The following is a 22,190-nucleotide window of genomic DNA, read 5'->3' on the forward strand; positions in this document are numbered from 1 at the left end:
TTATTTTATTTTAAAGTTAACATTTAGACCAAAAGACCTTGTTGAAGGTAAACTAGTCCCTTCAATTCCATAATATTTCACATTAGAACCAAAACTACTTTCTGGATCAATATTATCCGCTTTACGCATTAGGATAGCAAGATTTCTAGCTACAAATGAAACATCAATTCCTTCCAAGAATGAGATTTTGCCCATTACACTTTTAGGGAAAGCATATCCAAATGATAATTGTCTAAGTTTGATAAAATCCCCGCTAACAACACTTGTACTTGTAATGTTACGAGCTTCTGCTTGATAATAATTTTCAGCTGTAGCAGTAATTCCACTATTTGTAACACCTGTTTCTCTACCTACTAATGTAGCTTGATTCAATCCTCTTAAACGAGAGTAGTATTCAGTAGCAGAAATTACTTTATTACCGTAATTAAAATCAACTAAGAACGCAAGATTAAAGTTTTTGTATTTGAATTCATTATTCCATCCACCATAAAAAGTTGGTAAAACAGAACCGAAGTTTTTAAACTCCCCTCTTACTGGTAAACCCGCAGCATCAACTTGGATACTTCCATCTGTATTATAAGCATAATCATACGCTCTAATTTGCGGACCAGCTGCACCTACAACATAAGCAGTAACAGCATTTCCTAAAGTTCCACGGTTACTTCCTAAAACGATTGGAGTAGCATCTGCATTAGTAGCCAATACTTTGTTTTTAAAATTGGTAGTATTCAAACTAGTTGTCCAAGTAAAATTATCTGTTTTTACAGGAATTCCAGTTACAGCAATTTCTAACCCTTTATTTTGAATAGAAGCGCTTGCAACTACACCTGTAGCAAATCCAGTAGATCTACTGTATTCCGCATTTAAAATCTCATCATGAGAAGTTTTTTGATAGTAAGATAAATCAAATGTTAATCTGCTTTTTAAGAATCTAAGATCTAAACCTAATTCTATCTCGTCTACCGTAAATGGTTTTAAAAGAGTTGGAAGAGTTGAAGGAATTGAACCCGTAGAATAACTTACACCATTACTTACTAATGAATTCCCTGAATTGAAATATAAAGAATTCGTATAAGGAGTAGCCTCACCACTTGTTACCGCATAAGATACTCTTACTTTACCAAAATCTAACGCATCGATATGTAATAAATCATTGAAAACAAACGCTCCAGAAACTGAAGGTGTAAATACTCCATTATTAGAAGAAGCTGCAGATGACAATGAAGAATAAACATCGTAACGACCTGTTGTAGATAATGTTAAATATTTTTTATATCCAAAATCAAATGAATAAAATGCAGAGTGGCTTTCACTTCCTGTATAATTATACTCTCTATTAATATTAACTACATTGTTTGGAGTATATAAATAAGGTAAAACGAATGGACCACCACCTATTTTAATTCTTTCATATTTATTTTGTCTAATATTAGCACCCGCTAATGCATCTACTGAGAAATCACTGCCAATTTTAAATTTAGCTCCAAAAAGTCCATCAAGATTTAACTCAGAACGAGTAGATTGACCTTTACTATCCAAGCTTCCACGTTTATTAGTAGTATAATCTAATCCCCAAGGATTAACACTAAATTCTGTATCATTAGAAACATCATTTCCTAATCTTACCATTGCATAGATATTATCTGTAAAGTTATATTTAGTTGATAATACAGAAATGATTCTTTTTCTTGTAGGATCTTCAACCCCTTGATTAACTATAAAATAAGGGTTTGTTACATAATTATCATCACTAAAAACAATTTCAGCACCAGTTACAGGGTCATAACCAGGAGCAAAAATATTATGATCTACATTTGGAGCCAAGAATAAAAAATTATTTGGATTTTTAGGACCATCACTTAAAAAAGCTCTATTATTTGATCTTTCATCTGTGTAATTTACAGAAGCAGCCACATTTAATTTATCTGTAATGTTTTGATCTGCGCTCAAATTTATCGTAGTACGTTTAAGACCACTATTTGGCACAATAGATTTAGAATCTAAATTAGAGAATGACAAACGAAATGCTCCATTTCCAACACCTTTAGAAACAGAAACAGTATTGGTAAGGTTAGTTCCTGTTCTATAAAAATCGATATAACTTTCTTTAGCTTTACCATAAACATATTGTTTACCGTCAAAACCAATTACTGAACTACCATCTAATTTTCCTCCCCAAGAATTTCTGTTTGAAGCTAATGCAGCACTTGCAGTTAAAGGTTTTGAACCTCCTGTACCTTGACCATATTGACTTTGAAAATCAGTATAATCAACTGGTGCGTCAGCCATAAAATTAGAATTAAAAGTAATGGAGTAATCCCCCCCTTTTTTACCTTTTTTAGTAGTAATAATAATAACCCCATTTACAGCTCTAGCACCATAAAGAGCTGATGCTGACTGACCTTTAAGAACTGTCATTTTCTCAATATCATCTGGATTGATATTACCAATACCATCACCTTGGTCAGCTCCACCCCATTCTCCAGCTGAACCTCTTTGTGTATTATCAATTGGAATACCATCAATAACAAATAATGGAGAACCTCCACTAGTAATACCTGATATACCTCTCAAAAGAACTTTTGAAGTTCCACCAGCACCACTACTAGTTCCTCTAACTACAAGACCTGAAACACGACCTGCTAAACCATTAGCTACGTTCGTTTCTCTAGCTTTGTCTAAGTTATCCCCACCTACAGTAGTTACGGCATAACCTAATTTTCTTTGATCTTTAGAAATACCCAAAGCTGTTACTACAACTTCTCCTAACTGATTTGCATTTTCTGACATAGAAACATTTACAGTAGTTGACCCAGATACAGTAACTTCTTTTTCAGCATAACCTACATAAGAAAATACTAAAATCGCTGACCGATTTGGAACATTAATACTGTACTTCCCTTCAAAATCGCTCGAAATCCCCTTTGTTGTCCCTTTAACAACAACATTTACCCCTGGTAATGACATACCAGTACTTCCATCGGTAATTTTTCCTGATACTGTGGTTTGTGCTTTAGCAAATTGAAAGCTGAACAAGCAAAACACAAACAGTAACTTAAATACTTTTTGAATCATAATTTGGTTTTTGTGTTAATAATTTATTTTTAATTGGTTAACCTAACGTTAATAATTTCTTAAATTTAAAACTATGCTGCATCACTGGAAAATTATTTCGACCAATAACAATTTTTTAAAGCTATTGGGCTATTTTTTTATGAAATTTTGTGATTTTCAGCCTATAATTGAACCAACTCTGTTAATTTTTAAAGACACTTTTAATCGCATTTTAAACTAAAAAAAGACATTAAAAGACTAAAAAATGACGCTATTGCTAAAAAAAAGTATAGTAAGTGTTAAAATTTAACAAACATACCGCAATAAGATATTCAACATCTTTTCATCCTATAAAAAGTAAATCTAGAAAACATTGCTGATTAACAAATGACTGAATTACCCAATTAAATCCTTTTAATAATTCGTTGCAATTATGACTTTTAAAGAGTATTAAAAAGTTAACCATTTTATAGACAACAACATCAGTCATTAATTTAAAATAAAAATTATATGCAATAAATTATTTGGCATCATCAAATTCTCCGTCTAACTAAATCTAAATTGGATTGAAAAAAATCCTAAATTAAACTATACAAAAATCTAGTACAAAAAAAGCAGTGTTTAGTAAAAAAGAAACTTAAAAAAGGTTTGTATAAGTTGCGAATTTAATACTTGAAATAGCAAGAGCAACTTCTTGTTTTGAAAAAAAGCAATCATATTATAGATAACTTTCTGAGATGCACTTCTTTTTACTATTTCTATTTCTTCTCTGATATAACAAAAACATCATCAATAAAATAACTCGATAGGTTTTGTTTTTCATCAGCTCCGTTTAATGGAGGATCATTTACTTCGTTGGGTGTTTTTCGATCAGGTAAATTTCTATAAGCCCCTGTTCTAAAAGAGATTCGCTCCACAGACTTTACAGCCATTAAAGTAGGAATATTTTCAGCTATCATTTTATTATCAATAGCTATGGAATAACTGCCTAAACCAAGGGTATTCACTTTAATTTTAAAGTTATACCATTTACCATATTCAAACGGTAATGTAGGTTTCATATTGAAACCCTCCGAAATTTTGATTTGTTTATCCTCACCGAAAGATATCCGTATAGGGCTATTGCCAAACTGATCCGTAATCTCTACATCAAATTGGGAACTATCTATGGCTTCTACTTTCACTTTAAAACTTACCGAAACCGCTGTTCCTTCTTCAAAAACACGTATGGCACGGCTATAATCGTAAGGATCTGTATCGGTCATGTGCAAGGATTGATTGCCATTGCTTTCTTTTGTTAAACTTGTCTTTGCCCATTTCGTAGAATAGGTATTCCAGTCCGTTAGCAGCCCATTCACGGTCATGTTTTCAAAATCATCCTTAACATCCTCGTTAATTGCATATTTAATTGGTGTAGGAACACGGCAAATCCAAATATCTTCTTTATTCATACTGTAAGTCATCCACATATCCTTACCAGGAGGATTTCCATTTCCAGGAGTAATACCACGCATATAACACGGTCCAAAGTCTTTCCATATTCCGTAGAATCGCCTTACCGGAACCTCTGCCTGTACCAGTAAAAGATTATCGTAAATAATGCCATCATCACTAGTAATGACTGCCATTGGGAATCGGTATTGGGTCTGATCGATTGGGTTGTAGGAAATGGCATATTTGCCATCTTCAGTTTGTTGCCCCCACATCTTACCTCCTGACATTACTAGTGTATTCGATTTTATGGGATCTGAAAATGTTTTGCCATCATCATCGGATAGTGCGGTAAAGGATTTTTTCCAAAGTCCCACAATCTTTCCGTCTTTTCGTTTGTACCAATTAAAGGCTTGTTCGGATTTATTGAAAGTGTAAAATCCATCAACACCGTTGTCTTCTTCAAACCATTGTAGCGTTCTTAATCTATCGTTTAACAAGGAATCGCAGGCTGCAACAAATCCCTTGTCATTAGATTTTTTATAGAAAGGATAGGCTGTATTAGATTCATTCCAATTGGTTTGGCTATCATACCTTATAAAATAGATAGGTCCCATATTCCCATCTTTATAAATTTCCCGAACAACGCGACCAATACCGTTTTCTCTGAATGGATTTTCTGTATGTCCATAAAAAGCTAAAGTAAGTAAGCGGCCATTAGGAGTAACATAAAAGCCCATACGTTGGTGCATCATATAACCAGTTGATCCTTCCGGAATTTTAACACCTTCAGGGGCTTTGTAAGGTGGAAAAGCCACTTTGGGAAAACCCCATTCTTTCCCATTCTTAGAAGTAATCAACATCGTTTGTACAGGTGCTCTATGTTCATCCTTTTCACCACTGATATATTGTTGGTAGAACTGACCATTCCAATACGCTAAGTTAGACGCATGATTATAAGTCCAACCATACCCGTCGCTTAACTCGGGATGTGTCCGATTTGCTCGTAAAGTCTGAATATTTTCGACACCAATGGCATATCGTAAGCCAGCTTCATGTGTGAACGGATTGATATGTGTACCTCCAATATAGCGTATGGGTTCGTTATTACTACCTGTTTGGGCTTTTGAAATTTGAGAATGCAGAATAAACAGGATAATAAAACATTTTATTGCTGTGGTTTTTAGTTGATGAACTAAATTCAATCTATTAGGTGTATACTTTACTCTCATTGGTTTGTATATAAATTAATCTTTTTTCAAATTCTCTTATGCGGAAATATTACCATCCGAGTTCTAGAGGTGCAAATAAACCCAGAGTATTAGTTAAGCAACATTTGTTAAAATTAATTTACAACCTTGAAATTTGTCTTAAGTAAATCAACTGAATTGCCTCCAACCATTACTTCAAAATCACCCGGTTCTACCACTCTTTTCATTTCTCGATTCCAAATAGCCAATTCATCAGGTGTTAATGTAAACGCTACATTTTTAGTTTCACCTTTCTTAATGAATACTCTTTTAAAACCTTTTAATGTTTTCAATGGTGTCGTTACACTACTGTAAACATCATTAATATACAATTGCACCACTTCATCACCGTCAAAATTTCCTATATTTTTCACATCTACACTAACTTTCAACTCCCCGTCAGCCTTAATTTCTGTAGCACTTATTGAAAGATTTGAATATTCAAATGTGGTATAACTCAATCCATATCCAAAAGTGTACAATGGATTTTCACTTTCAGTCACATATCTATGAATGGCAGAAGGTTTCTGATTGTAATAAATAGGCAACTGCCCAACCGATTTAGGAAAGGTAATAGGAAGTTTCCCTCCTGGATTATAATCTCCAAATAAAACATCGGCAACAGCTTTTCCTCCTGCTTCACCTGGAAACCAAGCTTCAACAACGGCAGGAATATTTTCATTTATCCAATTTACTGAAAGCGGACGACCGTTTAACAACACACAAACTACCGGAGTTCCCGTTTGTTGAATGGCTTCAATCAGTTCTTGTTGCATACCATGTAAATCTAAAGTAGCCACATCTCTATTTTCCTCTACCAATTCATTCGATTCCCCTAAAACTACAATAGCAACATCAGCTTTTTTGGCAATATCAATCGCTGGTTGAAAGTTTACTTTTTCTAAGTTCCAACGCAAGTGTGCTCTGGCTCCCCAGCCACCTTCCCACATTTCTATGCGAACTTTATATTTTTTACCAGCTTCAATATTCTTTGGAGTGGTGACCATATTGGTTGCTCCTTTTGTCCAATTATCGATAACCAATTGATCGTCAATCCACATTCTAATTCCATCATCAGAACTTAGACCTAACCAACCATCAAATGCCTTTTCTGATTTTATATAACCGGTCCAACGAATAGAGAAATCATCATCACTGACTCCATCACCCGGTGACCACGGCCAATCGAATTCTAATTGATTGTCAATACGCGTTAATGCTGGATTTCCTTCTAAATTTCTATTATTAAAATATTCTCCTTTTAATCCGTTTTGTGATTCATCTGGCGTGAACAAAAATTTTGATGGAATAACCTGTCCTTTCACTATAAGAGAAACGCCTTCTTCATAAAGCACATTTGTTTTTGTACCAACAACTTTTTGAATCCCTTCTAAAACTGTAGTTCCAACTTTATTTTTTACCGAATATCCGCCTAATCTTGACGCATCAGCATTTGGACCAATAACCGCAATGGTTTGAATATCTTTCTTTAAAGGCAAAATATTGTTTTCATTTTTCAATAAAACAATAGATTTATGTCCTGCTTCTAATGCTAAATCCTGATTTTCTTTTGAATGAAAACGCTCTTTAATCAAATTCTTATCAGTATATGGATTTTCAAATAAACCCAATAAAAATTTAAGTCTCAAAACACCGCCTGCAGCTCGATCTATTTGCTCCATCGTCAATTTTTTTTCATTCACCAATTCAATAATAGTTTGTTGCCAAAACTCATTTGTAAAATCATAAAACTGCATATCAACCCCTGCGGCAATGGCTTGTCTGATACTTTCTTTTGGGGAATCTGCAACATAGTGTGTGGTTTGAAGGTATTTAATAGCGCCTAAATCAGAAACCACAATTCCTTTAAATCCCCATTCTTTTCTAAGTACATCGGTCAATAACCAATGATTGGCCGCACAAGGAATTCCATCTAATTCTGAATACGCACACATTGTTCCTAAAGCGCCTCCTTTTTTAAACGCTTTTTCAAATGAAGGTAAAAAATCTTCCCGAGCACTGCGCTCGCCAACCAATACTGGTGATGAATTTCCTCCAGCTTGCGGAATACCATGTACAGCAAAATGTTTAGGTTCAGCAATAATAGAACGGTCTGAAGTTAAATCATCACCTTGCATTCCTTTAATCATCGCTAAACCTAATTCTCCCGTTAAATAAACATCTTCACCAAAGGTTTCGGCAACTCTTCCCCAGCGTGGTTCACGACCTACATCAAGATTAGGTCCCAAACCAAAATGAACACCATGAGCTCTGGCTTCGGTTCCAATTACCTTCCCCACTTTATCCATTAGATTTGTATCCCAAGTGGCACCTAAACCAATGTTCATTGGGAAAGCCGTACTTTCGTCATCTAAATAACCATGAAGCATTTCGCACATGATAAGTGCCGGAATTCCCCATTTGTTCTTTTTTATAACTTCACTTTGAAGGTCATTAATCATTTTTGCCGAACGTGGATAAATGTCATGAATAGCTCCTATTCCAAGATTTCCAATTTTAACATCCGATTTAGTTTTAGAAAAATTTTCTTTTTCTTTAAAGTATTCGCCTTTGTACATATCCATTTGGCGTACTTTTTCGTCAAGACTCATTCTGCTCAGCAAGTCTGTAAGTCTTTCTTCAACCGGTAATTTAGGATTTTGATACGGATATTTTTTTTGCGCAAAGCCTTGGTTAAAAAAACCGAGAAACATTACTAAAACAAGAATTATTTTTTTCATTTTTAGGTGGTATTTTTGGTAGTGTATTAATTAATTTTGGATCACTTTTAGTGTTGTTCCGTTCACAAAATCATCATGAGAAATAAAATAACTATTAAGTGTTTTTCCGTCTAATTGAATTTGTTTTATTTTACCGTCATTGTTGACTTCGCGCTCAATTACAATACTTTTCTTTTTATAGTATTTTGGATCTAATTGAATGGTAACTTTATCAAACATTGGCGTGGTGATGGTATAAATTGGGTCTCCGGGAGAGATAGGATATATTCCCATCATAGAATACACTAACCAGGCAGACATGGTTCCTGTGTCATCATTTCCGGGCAATCCATTTGGTTTATTTTGAAAGTATTCTTTTACTAATTTTTTAACCAATTCCTGACTTTTCCATTCGTCTCCTTTTATGTAATTGAACAAATAAGGATAAGCAATATCAGGCTCGTTTGCCATATCAAATTGCTTGATATCGAATACTTTTTGCAATTGATTTGAAAAAGCTTTTTCACCGCCCATAAGTTTTATAAGTCCTTTGATATCGTGGGGTACCATAAAAGCATATTGCCACGCATTGCCTTCAATAAAACCAACATTTTCTTCAAAATTCGCTCCCGAAACAGGATCAAATGGCTCGTACCATTTTCCGTTGACTGTTCTTGGACGAAGCAATTTTAAATCTTTATCAAATAATTTTCGATAGGATAACGAACGGTTTTTAAAACGCAAATAATCCTCCTTTTTCCCTAAAGCCTTCGCTAAAAGTGAAATAGAATAATCGGAAGCATTGTACTCTTGCGTTGTAGAAACTGGCCCTCCATTTTTGGTTGTCAAAAAACCTTTTTCGATATAATCCTTAAGTCCCGGTCGCAACGGATTATTTTCGATTTGATCCGCGCCTTTCAACATGGCTCTATAGGCTTTTTGTACATCAAAATCCTGAATTCCTTTTAAATATGTATCAGCAATGACAATACTGGCGGGATCTCCCACCATCGTGAATGTTTCGGTGGAGTTTAATTCCCACTTGGGTAACCAGCCGTTTTCATCATACATTTCCAACATGCTTTTAACCATATTTGATTGTTGCTGCGGATAAGCCAATGACATTAATTGATGTAAATTTCTGTACGTATCCCAAAGCGAAAATACCGTATAGCGCGTCCCTTTGGTTGTACCAATTTTACCTCTTTTTATTTCAGGATATTCTCCGTTGACATCATTTAAGGTGTTGGGATGAATTAAAGTGTGATACAACGCTGTGTAAAAAATTGTTTTATTTTCTTTGGAACCGCCTTCGACCAAAATTTTAGAAAGTGCTTCATTCCATTCGTTATAAGTCTCTTTATAAACGGCATCAAAGGTTTTGTTTCCGGTTTCTTTTTCTAAATTTTCACGGGCATTTTCGATACTTACATAAGAAACTCCAATTTTCACTTCAACCGTTTCTGTTTTATCAAATTCATAGGAAAAATAAGTCCCAATGCTGTCTCCAACAACCATTTTGGTTGTATTATCCATCATTCTGGTTTTGCCATTATACGTCATCCATTGGGCTTCAACACCTTCCTGTTTTGATGGTTTTTTCCAAACACCAAATTTAGCTGCCGGTTTTGAAAATTTGGCAACAAAATATACTGGATAAGCGGCTTCCGGACTATTGTAACAAAACGAACCTACGGAACGCATTCCTTCAATTTCGGTTGAGGAAACTACTTTTACCATAGCGCCTTCTTCATTGGTTAAGCCTAAACCAAGGTTTAATAAAATGTTAGATTGCCCTTTAGGAAAAGTAAATTTACTGACTCCTACTCTTTTGGATGTCGTAAATTCTCCTTGTACATTATACTTATCAATATTTACGCTATAATACGCCGTTTTTGCCACTTCATCAGAATAAGTGGAACCGTACTTTAAATGATTCGTTTCAACGGATCCTGTTGTAGGCATTAATAAAATAACGCCTAATTCCGGACAACCCACGCCACTTAAATTGACTTGGCTAAATCCAGTCAGGAAAGTATTTTCATTTACATACGGATTCGATAACCAACGGCTGTCTTTTTCTAATGGTAAATTTTGAGGTCCCGCTACGTTAAACGGACTAATACTAGCCATTCCCCTTGGTGCAATAGGACCAGGATAAGCAGCACCATAATTTGAAGTTCCAATAAATGGATTTACAAAATCAGCTGGTTGCTGTGCATGCGTAATTCCTGCGCTAAAAAAAAGCATCAAAGAAAAAAGCGTTGCTAGTATTATTAACCTGTTATTTAAAAACATACCTTTTTAATTTTTCTATCTGTTTATCGCTTCAATTTTTAATGTCCAAGCTTCTTTTGATGGCAAATTATTTCTTAATTGTTCTGGAATTATCACTTTAAAACCTTTATCAAGTTTGGTCCATTTCAATGAAGTACCAGAACCTAACATGGTGATTTTTGTTCCTTTTTTTGGACTGATAGATTCTACAACAACTTCGGAAGGAATTTTATTTTCTCCTTTTTTAGCCAAATAAAACAAGAAAACATTCCCCGCTTTGTTTTGAGTCATACAGATATTATCCTCTTTGTAAGGCGCTATTGGTTTTGTATTGTAAATAGCACTGCTATTTACTTTCATCCAAGCACCATATTCTGCCAGTAAATCATAAGCACCTTGTTGCCATTCTCCATCTGGTCCCGGAGCAACATTCAATAATAAGTTTCCTCCCTTAGCAACCACATCTACAAGCATATGAATTCCTTGTCTGCCGGTCATGTATTGAGCATCTGGAGTATAAGACCACCCACCACCAGAGGTAATACAAGATTCCCAAGGATAAGGTAATGTTTTTTCAGGAACACGGTTTTCTGGTGTTAAATAATTTTGGTTTTTTCCATGAACTGCTCTGTCCACCACAATTAATCCAGGTTGTTTTTGACGTGCTTCTACAACCAAATCATCCATTTTAATGTCTTGATCAACTACTCTATGCTTAATAAATCCATTACCCGATTCATTCTCTGCAAACTTCTCATTGTACCCTTTTTTTACATCATTTTGAGCTGTTTTTGCAACCCAACCACCATCTAACCATAAAATATTTACTTTACCGTAATCTGAAAGCAATTCTAAAATTTGGTTGTGTGTAAAGTTTACATACTTTTTCCATTTTTCAGGATATGCAATTGGATCATAATTTACATTTCTGTCAAAAGCAGGAAAATAAGGATTCCAATAATTTTCATTATGCCAATCGGGTTTAGAGAAATAAGCACCTATCCATAGTTTTTCATTTCTAAAAGCATTGAAAACTTCTTTTGCAATGTTTGCTCTTGGATTGCTGCTAAAAGCACAGTCCTTATCTGTTACTTTATAATCAGAGTATTTTGTATCAAACATAGAGAACCCATCGTGGTGTTTTGTGGTAAACACCATATATTTCATTCCAGCATTTTTAGCGGCTTTCGCCCATTTTTCCGGGTTAAATTTTACTGGATTAAATGTTTTTTTCAACCCTTCATAATCTTTCACATATTGATTATAATTAGCTGGATCACTGCCTTTTGTTCGTTCACACCAACCATAATCTTCAGGACATATTGACCAAGATTCTACAATTCCCCATTCGCTATAGGTACCCCAGTGCATTAACAAACCAAACTTTTTCCCTTGCCATTCATCTAAATTCTTTAACACTAATGGATCTGTTTCTGGAACATAACGTTCATCTTCATAAATGGCTTGTGAAAACATTTGAACTGAAAATAAAACAGCGAGTATGAATATTCCTTTTTTCATTTTAATTGATTTATAATTTTTATTAGTACACTTTTAATTAATTAAAATTTCATCTATAAACAACCAAGAATCTTCTCCTTTTGGAGTCTTTTTCAAATTAGTGGCGATTACTTTTACAAATCTGGTTTTGAGTTTGTCAAAATTAATTTTAAAATCTTTCAACTCCGAATTTGAATTTATAGCAAATGGATGCAGCACTTGTTGCACTTCTTTATAAGTCACTCCATCAGCTGAAACCAAAACTTTTATTGCCGTTGGAAAATAAATTCCTGCTCCTTGATTTTCTATTGAACCAACTGTTACTTGATTTATAGTTTGCACCTTTTCTAAATCAACAACCACTTCCATATCATTAACCAACCAAGCTTGCCATTGACCATCATGAAAATTTTTGCTTCCTCTAATAATATTAACCAAACTTAATGGCCCATCACCTTTGTAATTATCATCATACAGAGATTTAAACTTTAATTTACTTCCAAATGCTTTGTGAAATTGAATCGTATCAATAAAAGTTTTGCCTATTGGTTTGTCATTTTGAAATAAAGATGCTTTTATAATTGTCGTTTCATTAATTGCTATGGAATCTGTATATTTTGAAGCATTTTCATCTACACTTTTATCACCCAAAACATAGCGAATATCCGTTTTTTGTAACTCATTTTTCAAAGCTACTTTGACTATTTTTTTATCTAAATCAGCGGTAGACGAAGCAGTTACTAAATAAGCACTTTTGGCATAATTGATTCCTAAATAATCATAACGTTCTAATAAAGAAGGCAATCTATCAATAAAATCATTCCAATTACGCGCTTCTTTTGGGCTCCATACGGCTTCTGCCAAAGCTGCTAATCTTGGAAAAATCATATACTCAGAGTCATCGGGATTAGAAATATATTCTGCCCATAAATTAGCTTGACCTCCCAAAACATGTTTAGCTTGATTTGGAGTCATTGAATCTACAACAGGATCAAAATCATATACTTTACGCAAAGGAAGATAAGCGTCAAAGGCTAAAGGTTCTTCGTTTTGAGGTCCCTGATAAAAATTAAAATAACAATGAGAATCAGGCGTCATAATTACATTATGTCCTTGTTCTGTGGCTTCAATACCACCTTTTGTTCCTCTCCAACTCATTACGGTTGCATCTGGAGCTAAACCGCCTTCTAAAATTTCGTCCCAACCTATTACTTTTTTACCCTTAGAATTGATATATTTTTCCATTCTTTTTACAAAATAGCTTTGCAATTCATTCTCATCTTTCAAGCCTTCCTCTTTGATTCTTTTTTGACAATGAGGACATTTTTTCCAATTGGTTTTAGTGGCTTCATCACCTCCAATGTGAATGTATTTTGAAGGAAAAATGGTCATGACTTCATCCAATACATTTTGCAAAAACTTAAATGTAGATTCTTTTCCTGCGCAATAAATATCGGTAATGGGCCAAACTCCGCCTGATGGAACTCCTATGCGTTGGTTGAAACAAGCCAACTCCGGATAAGCTGCAATGGCACAGCTCACATGCGCCGGCATTTCGATTTCCGGAATAATTTCTATATTTTTTGATTGGGCATATTTTACAATTTCTTTTAATTCTTCTTGTGTTAAAAAACCTCCGTAAGTCCCTTTTTCATCGGGATTTACAGCAAGTCTCGCATTCCAAATCAAATTCTCCTGATTGACTCTCCAAGCAGCAACCTCTGTTAATTTTGGGTATTTTTTAATTTCTATCCTCCATCCTTGATCATCAACTAAATGCAAATGCAATACATTCATTTTAAGCATTGCTAAACGATCTATAGTTTCTTTTATATAGTTTTTATCAAAAAAATGACGAGATAAATCTAGCATTAATCCTCTCCATTGAAAACGAGGTTCGTCAGTAATTGTTAGACTTGGAATCTCCCATTTTACATTAGACGCAACTTTTTTACTTTCAATAGCCGTTGGAAGTAATTGTCGAATACTTTCAAGTGCATAAATGAAACCTGCATTTTCCTTAGCCGTAACGACAATTCCTTTAGAAGACACTTGTAGTTTATAAGCCTCACGATTTAAGTTTTTATCAACCTTAAATTGGATGTAATTGCTTTTTGGAATTTTAGTTGAAAATTGAGGTTTCCAACCCGCTGCTGTTTCAAATTTGCGGATTAAAGCAGTCGCTATTTCTTTTTGAGAATCATTGTTTACAACAAATTTGGTGTTTTTAGAAAACTGAAAAACGCCTTCCTGAAGGACCAAATTTACTGGCTTTGGAAATAGATTAATATCCTTTTGTGCCACAATTTTTTGGCTAAAGCATGAACTTATCAGTAAGACAGCGACAATGATTGATTTTAATGTTCTCATTTTAATTATTTTATTGATGGTGTTATTTTAAATTGATACTGATAGGTTTTGTCTCTCAACAGGTATTTTTCCATTGGCCATGCTTGCCAGCTGTCGATTCCGCCAACTCCCATTTGCTTTGAATCAATTTTTAAACTTGTTAAATCTCTTTCTTTTAGTTCTGCGGCGTGTCTTTGATCTTTTTGCAAACCGTCATCTAAATCTTCATTTAAATAATGTAAAGCCGTAACCGCTAATAAATCATCTGAAGTAACTGTTATTTTCAATTTATCATTTGATAATTCTAACCAACGAACATCTGTTTTATTTCCGGTTTCCTGCGGACGGATATATGGATAATATTGCTCTGAAACCGTTTGGTTATAAACTCCAACCTGAGAACTATAATTTCTGTCAATATAGTTTTCGTGAGGTCCTCTTCCGTAATAACTCATATTGCTAAAATCTTTCGGAACAATTATTTCCATCCCAAATCTTGGCAAGACCGGTTGTTCTTTCGTTTTATCAATATTTAATTTTTCTTTTACAGCCAATTCTCCGTTACTGTTTATCTCATAATTTAGTTCTAAAGTCGAAGAAACGGGAGTTAAATTGTACGTTGCTTTTACTAAAATCTTATTGTCTTTTGTTGCTGTATAGGTCCAGCTTACAAGTGTTGGATTTTCTGTGGATTCTTTCCATGCTTTTAAATTTACCTGAAGATTAGCCCCAAAATCATTATCGTTTGGCGCTCTCCAAAGATTTGGACGCAATTCATATCCTTCTTTTAAAATTGGCTGATTATTGAACGAATATCCGTTTATAAATCCTGTTTTTTTATCGAAAGTCAGGGTTGCTTTATCACTTTTAAATATGGTGTTATTTACGTTTTTCTCTATAGTAATTTTTGATGCGCCTTGAATTTTAATGTTATTTTTCCAATTCCCCTTGAGTTTTAATTGTTCTGTAGCAATTTGGAAACCTTTCGGTAAAAATGGTTCGTCTTTTTTAATATGATACGTTACAACTATAAAAGCTTCCTGAAACCCTTTTTCTTCTATATTAACCGGAAGCTGATAAGTTTTAGATTCATTTGATTTGATATCTAAACTATCGATAGTTCCCATTGCATCGTCTTTTCCGTCTAAAACTAATTTCCAATGTAAACTAACATTACTTAAATCTTTAAACGAAAATTCATTGTAAACTTTAATTGTCGCTGTTGCTTGATTTTCCCAAGAAGTCAAAATATTTTGCAACACATTTCGCATTTCAAGAGCATGCGGATTCGGTTTTCTATCTACCGTAAATACACCGTTGTTTACGAAGTTATTATCGCTTTTTACATCTTTTGGTCCAAAATCTCCTCCATATGCCAAAATACGAGTTCCGTCGGGTTGTGTTTTATAAACCGATTGATCGATCATATCCCAAATAAAACCTCCTTGAAAGTTTGGATATTTTCTGATCACATCCCAATAATCTTTAAAATTTCCCATCGAATTTCCCATTGCATGGGCATATTCACATTGAATGTAAGGTCTTGACGGATTTGGGTTTGCCAGAATATATTCTTCCATTTTATTTGGAGAACTATACATTGGGTCGATAATATCAGAATCCCATTCAAATTTTAAACCTTTTCCGTCCCACGCACCGGCAGTCGCTCTTTCGTACTGAATTGGTCTTGATTTGTCGCGATTTTTAATCCACAAATATCCTCTGTAAAAGTTGTAACCGTTTCCTGCCTCGTTACCCATACTCCAGATAATCACTGAGGTGTGATTTTTATCTCTTTCGATCATACGTTGCATACGCTGAATGTGTGAAAGTTCCCATTCTGGTTTATTACCTAAAGTTTTGGTAATATCATAACCCATTCCGTGCGATTCTATATTGGCTTCATCAACCACATAAATCCCGTATTTATCGCATAATTCGTAGAAATATTCATCGTTTGGATAATGCGACATTCTCACCGCATTGATATTAAATTCTTTCATGATTTTAATATCTTGCTCCATGCGTTCTCTCGAAAGTGTTTGTCCGGTAACAGGATCTGTTTCGTGGCGATTTACTCCTTTTATGTAAATGGCTTTTCCGTTTACTAAAAGTTGTCCGCCTTTGATTTCTACTTTTCTAAATCCAACATTTTGATTGATAACTTCAATGACATTTGCTTTTTTATCTTTTAAAAGAAATGTGATTTGATATAAATTCGGAATTTCAGCGCTCCATTTTTTAGGATTATTTACTGCAAAATCAAATGTTTGTTTTTCGTTTAATTCTGTAATAACTTTTGAAGCAACAATTGTAGCACCATCCTTAAGCTGAACGTCTAAAGTGTAATTATCCTTTTTATTTAAATTTGAAAATTCAGTTGAAATTTTTAAAGTTCCGTTTACATAAGAAGCATCTAAATCCGGAATGATTTCATAATCTTTTAAATGTGCTTTGTTTCTGGCTACTAAATAAGAATCGCGTGTAATTCCGCTCATTCTCCACATATCCTGACATTCTAAATACGAACCGTCGTTCCATTTCATTACTTGCAATGTGATGGTGTTTTTTCCGGTTTTTACATATTTATTTAAATTGAATTCTGAAGGTAATTTTCCATCTTCGCCATAACCTACATAAACCCCATTTACCCAAACGGTAAGATTTGATTTTGCTGTTCCTACGTGAAGAAAAATATCTTTTCCCTCCCAACTTTTATCGATTGTAATTTCTTTTCTGTAAACTCCTGTCGGATTATAATTTGTTGGTACAAAAGGTGGATTAGGTGCCATTAAATAATCAAAATCGTAGGTAGTATTCACATAAACTGGATATCCATAACCGTTTACATCCCAACTTGCAGGAATTTTAAAATTATCCCAACCCGAATCGTTAAAAGTGCTTTTTTCAAAATCTTTTGGTAAATCACTCGGACTATTTACATATTTAAACTTCCAAGGTCCGTTTATATCCAAATAGTTCTTCGATTGTCTCCATTCATTTTTAGATGCTAATGCCTCATTTTCAAAAACATAATAAGAGGCGTGCATAGGCTCTCTATTATCTTCATTGATTTTTTCGTTTTGCCAAAAAGGAACACTTTCTTGCCCTTTGGAGGTAACTACAAAAGCTAGTATAAATGTTAATATGAATGCCGTTTTTTTCATTACTTCTTTTTAATTGAACATTTCCGAAGATAATGCCATGTAACTTTTATCTTTTTTGGGGAATTTACCCATTGTAAAAATTAAGGTTCCTCCTTGTGTAATTTCTTTGTGAGTGATGTAGTTTCTATCTATTTTTTTGCCATTCAATTCAATAGATTGGATGTACATATTCTCATTGTTGTTGTTTTTTGTTTGAACAACAAATGTTTTATTATTTTCTAAATTAATCTTGGCTGAGTCAAATAATGGCGAGCCAAAACTATAAATCCCTTGGGCTGGATTTACGGGATAAAAACCTAAGGAACTAAAGATATACCAAGACGACATTTGTCCGCAATCTTCGTTTCCGCAATGTCTGCTTGGAGTGTTTTTATACTGACTTTCTAAAATTTCCCTAACTAATTTTTGCGTTTTCCAAGGTTCATTAATATAATTATACAAGTAAGCCACGTGATGACTTGGCTCGTTACCATGTGCATATTGCCCAATCATTCCTGTACTAAATATAGGCAGTTTGTCTTCTGGCAATGGATTTAAGGTAAACATGGTATCTAATTTTTTTTCAAAAGTTAGATTTCCGCCAACCGCTTTTATTAAGCCTTCAATATTTTGAGGCACTGACCAAAAATATTGCCATGCATTGCTTTCGCAGAAATAAGGCGTATATTCTTTTGGAATAAAGTCTTTTATAAATTCACCCGTTTTCGATTTTGGACGCATAAATGTACTTACAGAATCGTACATGTTTCTCCAGTTTTCAGAACGTTTCAAGAAATATTCGTAATCGCTTGATTTATGTAATGCTTTTGCAAACTGCGCCAAACACCAATCATCATAAGCATATTCCAGCGTTTTAGAAACCGACCAGTTTTCATTATGCTCATCAACAGGCACATAGCCTAATGTTTTATAACTATCTAATTGTCTTGAATTAACCATAGAACTTTCTATACACGCTTTATATGCTAATGCTGTGTCAAAATGTTCTATTCCTTTAAAATAAGCATCAACAATAACAGGTATTGCGTGATTGCCTATCATCATATTCGTTTCATTTCCTTGCATCGACCAAACAGGCAATAATCCTGTTTCTTTATAATGTGCCAATAAAGAATTAATCATACTCGAAGCACGTTTTGGATGCAAGATAGTATACAATGGATGCGCCGCTCTATAGGTATCCCACAACGAAAACGTATCGTATCGATCAAAGCCTTTAGCATTTTCTATATAGCCATTTGCCCCTTTATAATCTCCGTTAGTATCACTTAACAATGTGGGTGCTAACATCGATTGATACATCATCGTGTAAAAGATTTTCTTTTTGGTCTCGTCTGGGGTTTCGATTTGAATTTTATGCAGTTCTTTTTCCCAAAGAGTTGAAGCTTTCGCTTTATAATTTTCAAAATTAAAATCGCGAGCTTCTACTGCTAAGGATTTATAAGCTCCTGCAATAGTTGCTGTTGAAAGGCCAGTTTTTAAAATTATTTCTTCGTTATCAACAGTATTATAATTTAAAACAATTTTGGTTTTAACTGCTTTTGAAGGATTCGTTGTAAGCGAATCATTTTTGAAAATTTGGTAGGATTTAAACGGTTTTGAAAGTTTTATCACAAAATACACGCGTTGCTCTTTGGCCCAGCCTGAAGATTTTCTATACCCTTCAATAGTCGTTTTATTCACAACATTAATGTAGGTTTCTGTAGGTGCATCCCAATTTAAGGCATAGCCCAAATCAATATGAATTTGTGATGCATCATCTTTAGGAAAAGTATATTTATGAATTCCAGTTCGTGCTGTTGTGGTGAGTTCTGCTTTAATTCCAAAATCTAATAAATCTACAGCATAATACCCTGGAATTGCTGTTTCTTTATCATGTGAAAATCTGGAGAACGGCATAAAGTTATTGTCTTTAATCCGTTTTGAAAATCGGCTGTTGGTGGGCATCACTAAAATATCGTATAGATCACCCGCACCAGTTCCTGATAAATGCATGTGGGAAAATCCGGAAATAATAGAATCTTTATAATAATATCCTGCAATTCTATCCCAACCAGGTATACCAATATCCGGACTTAATTGTACCATCCCAAAAGGTACAGTTGCTCCGGGATATGTATTCCCGGGACCAGCTGTACCAATAAATGGGTTTACATAATTAGTTAATTGAACATGACTTTTATGTAGTCCACAATTAGACAAAAGCAACACAAATAGTATATATATCAGATACTGTTTTTTCATTATTTATTTTAAACTTGCTTTGGTTTCTTTAATAGTTTTCAATTGATCTGCAGTTAAGGCTGGGCCATCAAAAAAAGTAACCCCTCTAGCTCCATTTTCTTTGGCTAATAAAATAGCTTCTTTCAATTCTTCCCCCGATTTAAAAGCCGGTAAATAAACCCCCGTATTAATCTTTGTTTGTTTTCCTTTTAAATCAGTAACTCCTTGTTTAGTAGCATAGCCAACCCAGTCCACTTCTTCATTATAAAAACCATGGTAAATCATTGGATATACTTCATCTATATTCCATTTATCCCAACGTTGACGCACCATATGATCCGCCATTTCCGGATAAGGAAAAACAGCCGCTGTCAAGTTTTTATTATACTTGTGTACAATTTTGTAAGCATCATCAACCACTGCTTTTATCGCATTCAGTCTAAAGTTTTTCCATTCCATGTCAATAGAAGTATTGTGACTGTTTTTTGGATTTTTATGATGAATTTTTTCAAATTCTTTAATACAAACATCACAATAACAAAAATCAAATTGGGGTAATTCCACCTCTTGAACCAAATTATATTTAGGAAGTAAACCTATTGGCAGGAAAATATCTGGAAAACGAATGTAGTCTAAGTGTACGCTTTCGATACCATCTACTTTGGCTAATTCTTCGACTAAACCTAATATGTGATTCCTTGATTCTTTTCTTGTAGGACACAACCACTGATAATAATCTACATATGGACGTGTATCAAAACAAGATTTCCCTTCTTTACTAACCGCATACCAATCCGGATGTTGAAGCGCTATTGAATCACCCGGTCTGTTCATAGCCATAATCCAAGCATGAACTTTTAACCCTTTTTGCTTGGCTATTGGCACTAATCGTTTTAAAAGTTTTGGGTCTGTTCCCGTGTTTATTAAAACCTCATCAATCCCGGCACTTTTATATTTTTCAAATTCTTGAGCGTACTCCTCATTTGATCTTTTTGCATTGGCAGTAATCCAAACCCCAAATTTGAAAGGCGTTTTTGTAACTACAGTTTTAGCAGTAAGATGCTCCTTTTTACTTTCCTCTTTACTTACCCAAGAAATGAAAGTTAGTGCTAGTACAACACCAAATAGTTTCGTTAGCTTCATTGCTGATTTAGTTTGATATAATTTTACCATCTTGTCTAATAATTAATGTTTTATTTGAAAAAGGACTTTTTACCGAAATAGTATATCCTGTCGGATGATTTTCCAGTATCGGTTTTAAAATTTTATTTTCAACACGAATAGATTCTTTAGTAAGACTTTCTAAAGATGTTGCCCATGCTTTGTGTTTTTGATAATACTCTTTTTGAGCTCGGTATAAAGTAAACAATTCCCATTTTAGTTTATCTTCCCGAGGTATTGTAAAACTATCTTTTCCTTCTTTGGAAGAAAAATAAACATAACCCCATTTTTCAGGTTCGTGCATGTTTATAACTCCCATAGGCGACCAAACCCAATTGTACTCCGGTAAAAATTTCCCATTCGCCTCTTTCTTGCGTTCATAGTTTCCGTTGGTTACCGTATGCTGCCAATTAACTCTGGAGAAATTGACTTTCCAAAAATTATCTGCAGGCACATTTTTCTCAGAAAAAGAAGTCTTATAAGCCGCCCAGGGAATCGCCATTTCCAATACCCAACCTTCATCGGTATCTTTCGAGTCATTAAGGGTTCCGTTGATTTTTACTGCTGATTTTAAACCTGTAATGTTCCAATCGTTCAAAACCACATTGTCATTTTCACGATATGGTTTTGACAAAAATAAATCCCAAGCCGTATTTAAAGCATTGATTTCTAATTCATAATAGTTGAAAGTATCACCATCTGGATCGATAAAAACTTCAAAATCATTGTTATAAAAAATAATGGTATCGCGTTGCTTTAGGTTTGCCCAAACGTGAGGTTCCTCAAGCTTTGCTAAAATATAAAAGTTAGTATCATCCCAAAGCATTTTTACTTTAGTTCCATACTTTGGTTTTTGGATTCCTTCGATATCTATAAAAGGATCTGACCAATCTACTTTAGCCCATGAAGCATCAGATTCGTCTCCATCGATTATCATTTTATCTGTCGTTTTATACGCCACATAACTTTTGGGCACAATTCCGTTTTTTGATTGTGAATAACCAATGATGGACAGAAATCCTAAAGCGACCGTTAACCATTTAAATTTTAAACGCATG

Annotated in this window: 10 protein-coding genes; all 10 read right to left on the bottom strand. The window is 34.2% G+C overall.

What is annotated here, in order from left to right; genetic code table 11:
- A complete protein-coding gene (locus ACM55H_RS09015) occupies window positions 1–3,075 on the bottom strand; it encodes a SusC/RagA family TonB-linked outer membrane protein (protein ID WP_416836189.1) in 3,075 nt (1,024 codons plus the stop codon).
- Window positions 3,076–3,812: 737 nt separating this feature from the next.
- On the bottom strand, window positions 3,813–5,717 hold the full coding sequence (locus ACM55H_RS09020) for a six-hairpin glycosidase (protein WP_416836190.1): 1,905 nt from the start codon (window positions 5,715–5,717) through the stop codon (window positions 3,813–3,815).
- Window positions 5,718–5,830: 113 nt separating this feature from the next.
- Window positions 5,831–8,476 (bottom strand): glycoside hydrolase family 3 N-terminal domain-containing protein, encoded by a 2,646-nt coding sequence (locus ACM55H_RS09025; protein ID WP_416836191.1) that lies wholly within the window; start codon window positions 8,474–8,476, stop codon window positions 5,831–5,833.
- A 30-nt stretch (window positions 8,477–8,506) separates the two neighbouring features.
- Window positions 8,507–10,753, bottom strand: coding sequence for a GH92 family glycosyl hydrolase (locus ACM55H_RS09030; RefSeq protein ID WP_416836193.1), 2,247 nt, complete (start codon window positions 10,751–10,753; stop codon window positions 8,507–8,509).
- Window positions 10,754–10,768: 15 nt separating this feature from the next.
- Window positions 10,769–12,253: an alpha-L-fucosidase gene (locus tag ACM55H_RS09035; RefSeq protein WP_416836195.1), complete on the bottom strand. Its 1,485-nt coding sequence runs from the start codon at window positions 12,251–12,253 to the stop codon at window positions 10,769–10,771.
- Between the two features lie 33 nt (window positions 12,254–12,286).
- On the bottom strand, window positions 12,287–14,602 hold the full coding sequence (locus ACM55H_RS09040) for a glycoside hydrolase family 20 protein (RefSeq protein ID WP_416836196.1): 2,316 nt from the start codon (window positions 14,600–14,602) through the stop codon (window positions 12,287–12,289).
- A 5-nt stretch (window positions 14,603–14,607) separates the two neighbouring features.
- Complete coding sequence (gene lacZ / locus ACM55H_RS09045; protein WP_416836197.1) at window positions 14,608–17,748, bottom strand: beta-galactosidase, LacZ type; 3,141 nt, start codon at window positions 17,746–17,748, stop codon at window positions 14,608–14,610.
- 9 nt (window positions 17,749–17,757) lie between these two features.
- The gene (locus ACM55H_RS09050; RefSeq protein WP_416836198.1) at window positions 17,758–19,992 is read right to left on the bottom strand and encodes a GH92 family glycosyl hydrolase; all 2,235 of its coding nucleotides are present in this window, start codon (window positions 19,990–19,992) and stop codon (window positions 17,758–17,760) included.
- A gap of 3 nt (window positions 19,993–19,995) precedes the next feature.
- Entirely contained in the window at window positions 19,996–21,114 is a 1,119-nt protein-coding gene (locus tag ACM55H_RS09055; RefSeq protein ID WP_416836199.1) for a putative glycoside hydrolase, read from the bottom strand.
- A gap of 7 nt (window positions 21,115–21,121) precedes the next feature.
- Window positions 21,122–22,189, bottom strand: a complete 1,068-nt coding sequence (locus ACM55H_RS09060; RefSeq protein ID WP_416836200.1) for a carbohydrate-binding family 9-like protein — start codon at window positions 22,187–22,189, stop codon at window positions 21,122–21,124.
- Window position 22,190 lies beyond the last annotated feature (1 nt).

Source organism: Flavobacterium cryoconiti, assembly GCF_048158645.1.
Lineage (GTDB): Bacteria > Bacteroidota > Bacteroidia > Flavobacteriales > Flavobacteriaceae > Flavobacterium > Flavobacterium cryoconiti.

What these genes read in the sequence shown, in the direction of transcription:
- ACM55H_RS09030 (WP_416836193.1), bottom strand. Translation starts at nt 10,753, where the DNA reads ATGTTTTTAAATAACAGGTTAATAATACTAGCAACGCTTTTTTCTTTG.
- ACM55H_RS09040 (WP_416836196.1), bottom strand. Translation starts at nt 14,602, where the DNA reads ATGAGAACATTAAAATCAATCATTGTCGCTGTCTTACTGATAAGTTCA.
- lacZ (WP_416836197.1), bottom strand. Translation starts at nt 17,748, where the DNA reads ATGAAAAAAACGGCATTCATATTAACATTTATACTAGCTTTTGTAGTT.
- ACM55H_RS09035 (WP_416836195.1), bottom strand. Translation starts at nt 12,253, where the DNA reads ATGAAAAAAGGAATATTCATACTCGCTGTTTTATTTTCAGTTCAAATG.
- ACM55H_RS09025 (WP_416836191.1), bottom strand. Translation starts at nt 8,476, where the DNA reads ATGAAAAAAATAATTCTTGTTTTAGTAATGTTTCTCGGTTTTTTTAAC.
- ACM55H_RS09055 (WP_416836199.1), bottom strand. Translation starts at nt 21,114, where the DNA reads ATGAAGCTAACGAAACTATTTGGTGTTGTACTAGCACTAACTTTCATT.
- ACM55H_RS09050 (WP_416836198.1), bottom strand. Translation starts at nt 19,992, where the DNA reads ATGAAAAAACAGTATCTGATATATATACTATTTGTGTTGCTTTTGTCT.
- ACM55H_RS09015 (WP_416836189.1), bottom strand. Translation starts at nt 3,075, where the DNA reads ATGATTCAAAAAGTATTTAAGTTACTGTTTGTGTTTTGCTTGTTCAGC.
- ACM55H_RS09020 (WP_416836190.1), bottom strand. Translation starts at nt 5,717, where the DNA reads ATGAGAGTAAAGTATACACCTAATAGATTGAATTTAGTTCATCAACTA.
- ACM55H_RS09060 (WP_416836200.1), bottom strand. Translation starts at nt 22,189, where the DNA reads ATGCGTTTAAAATTTAAATGGTTAACGGTCGCTTTAGGATTTCTGTCC.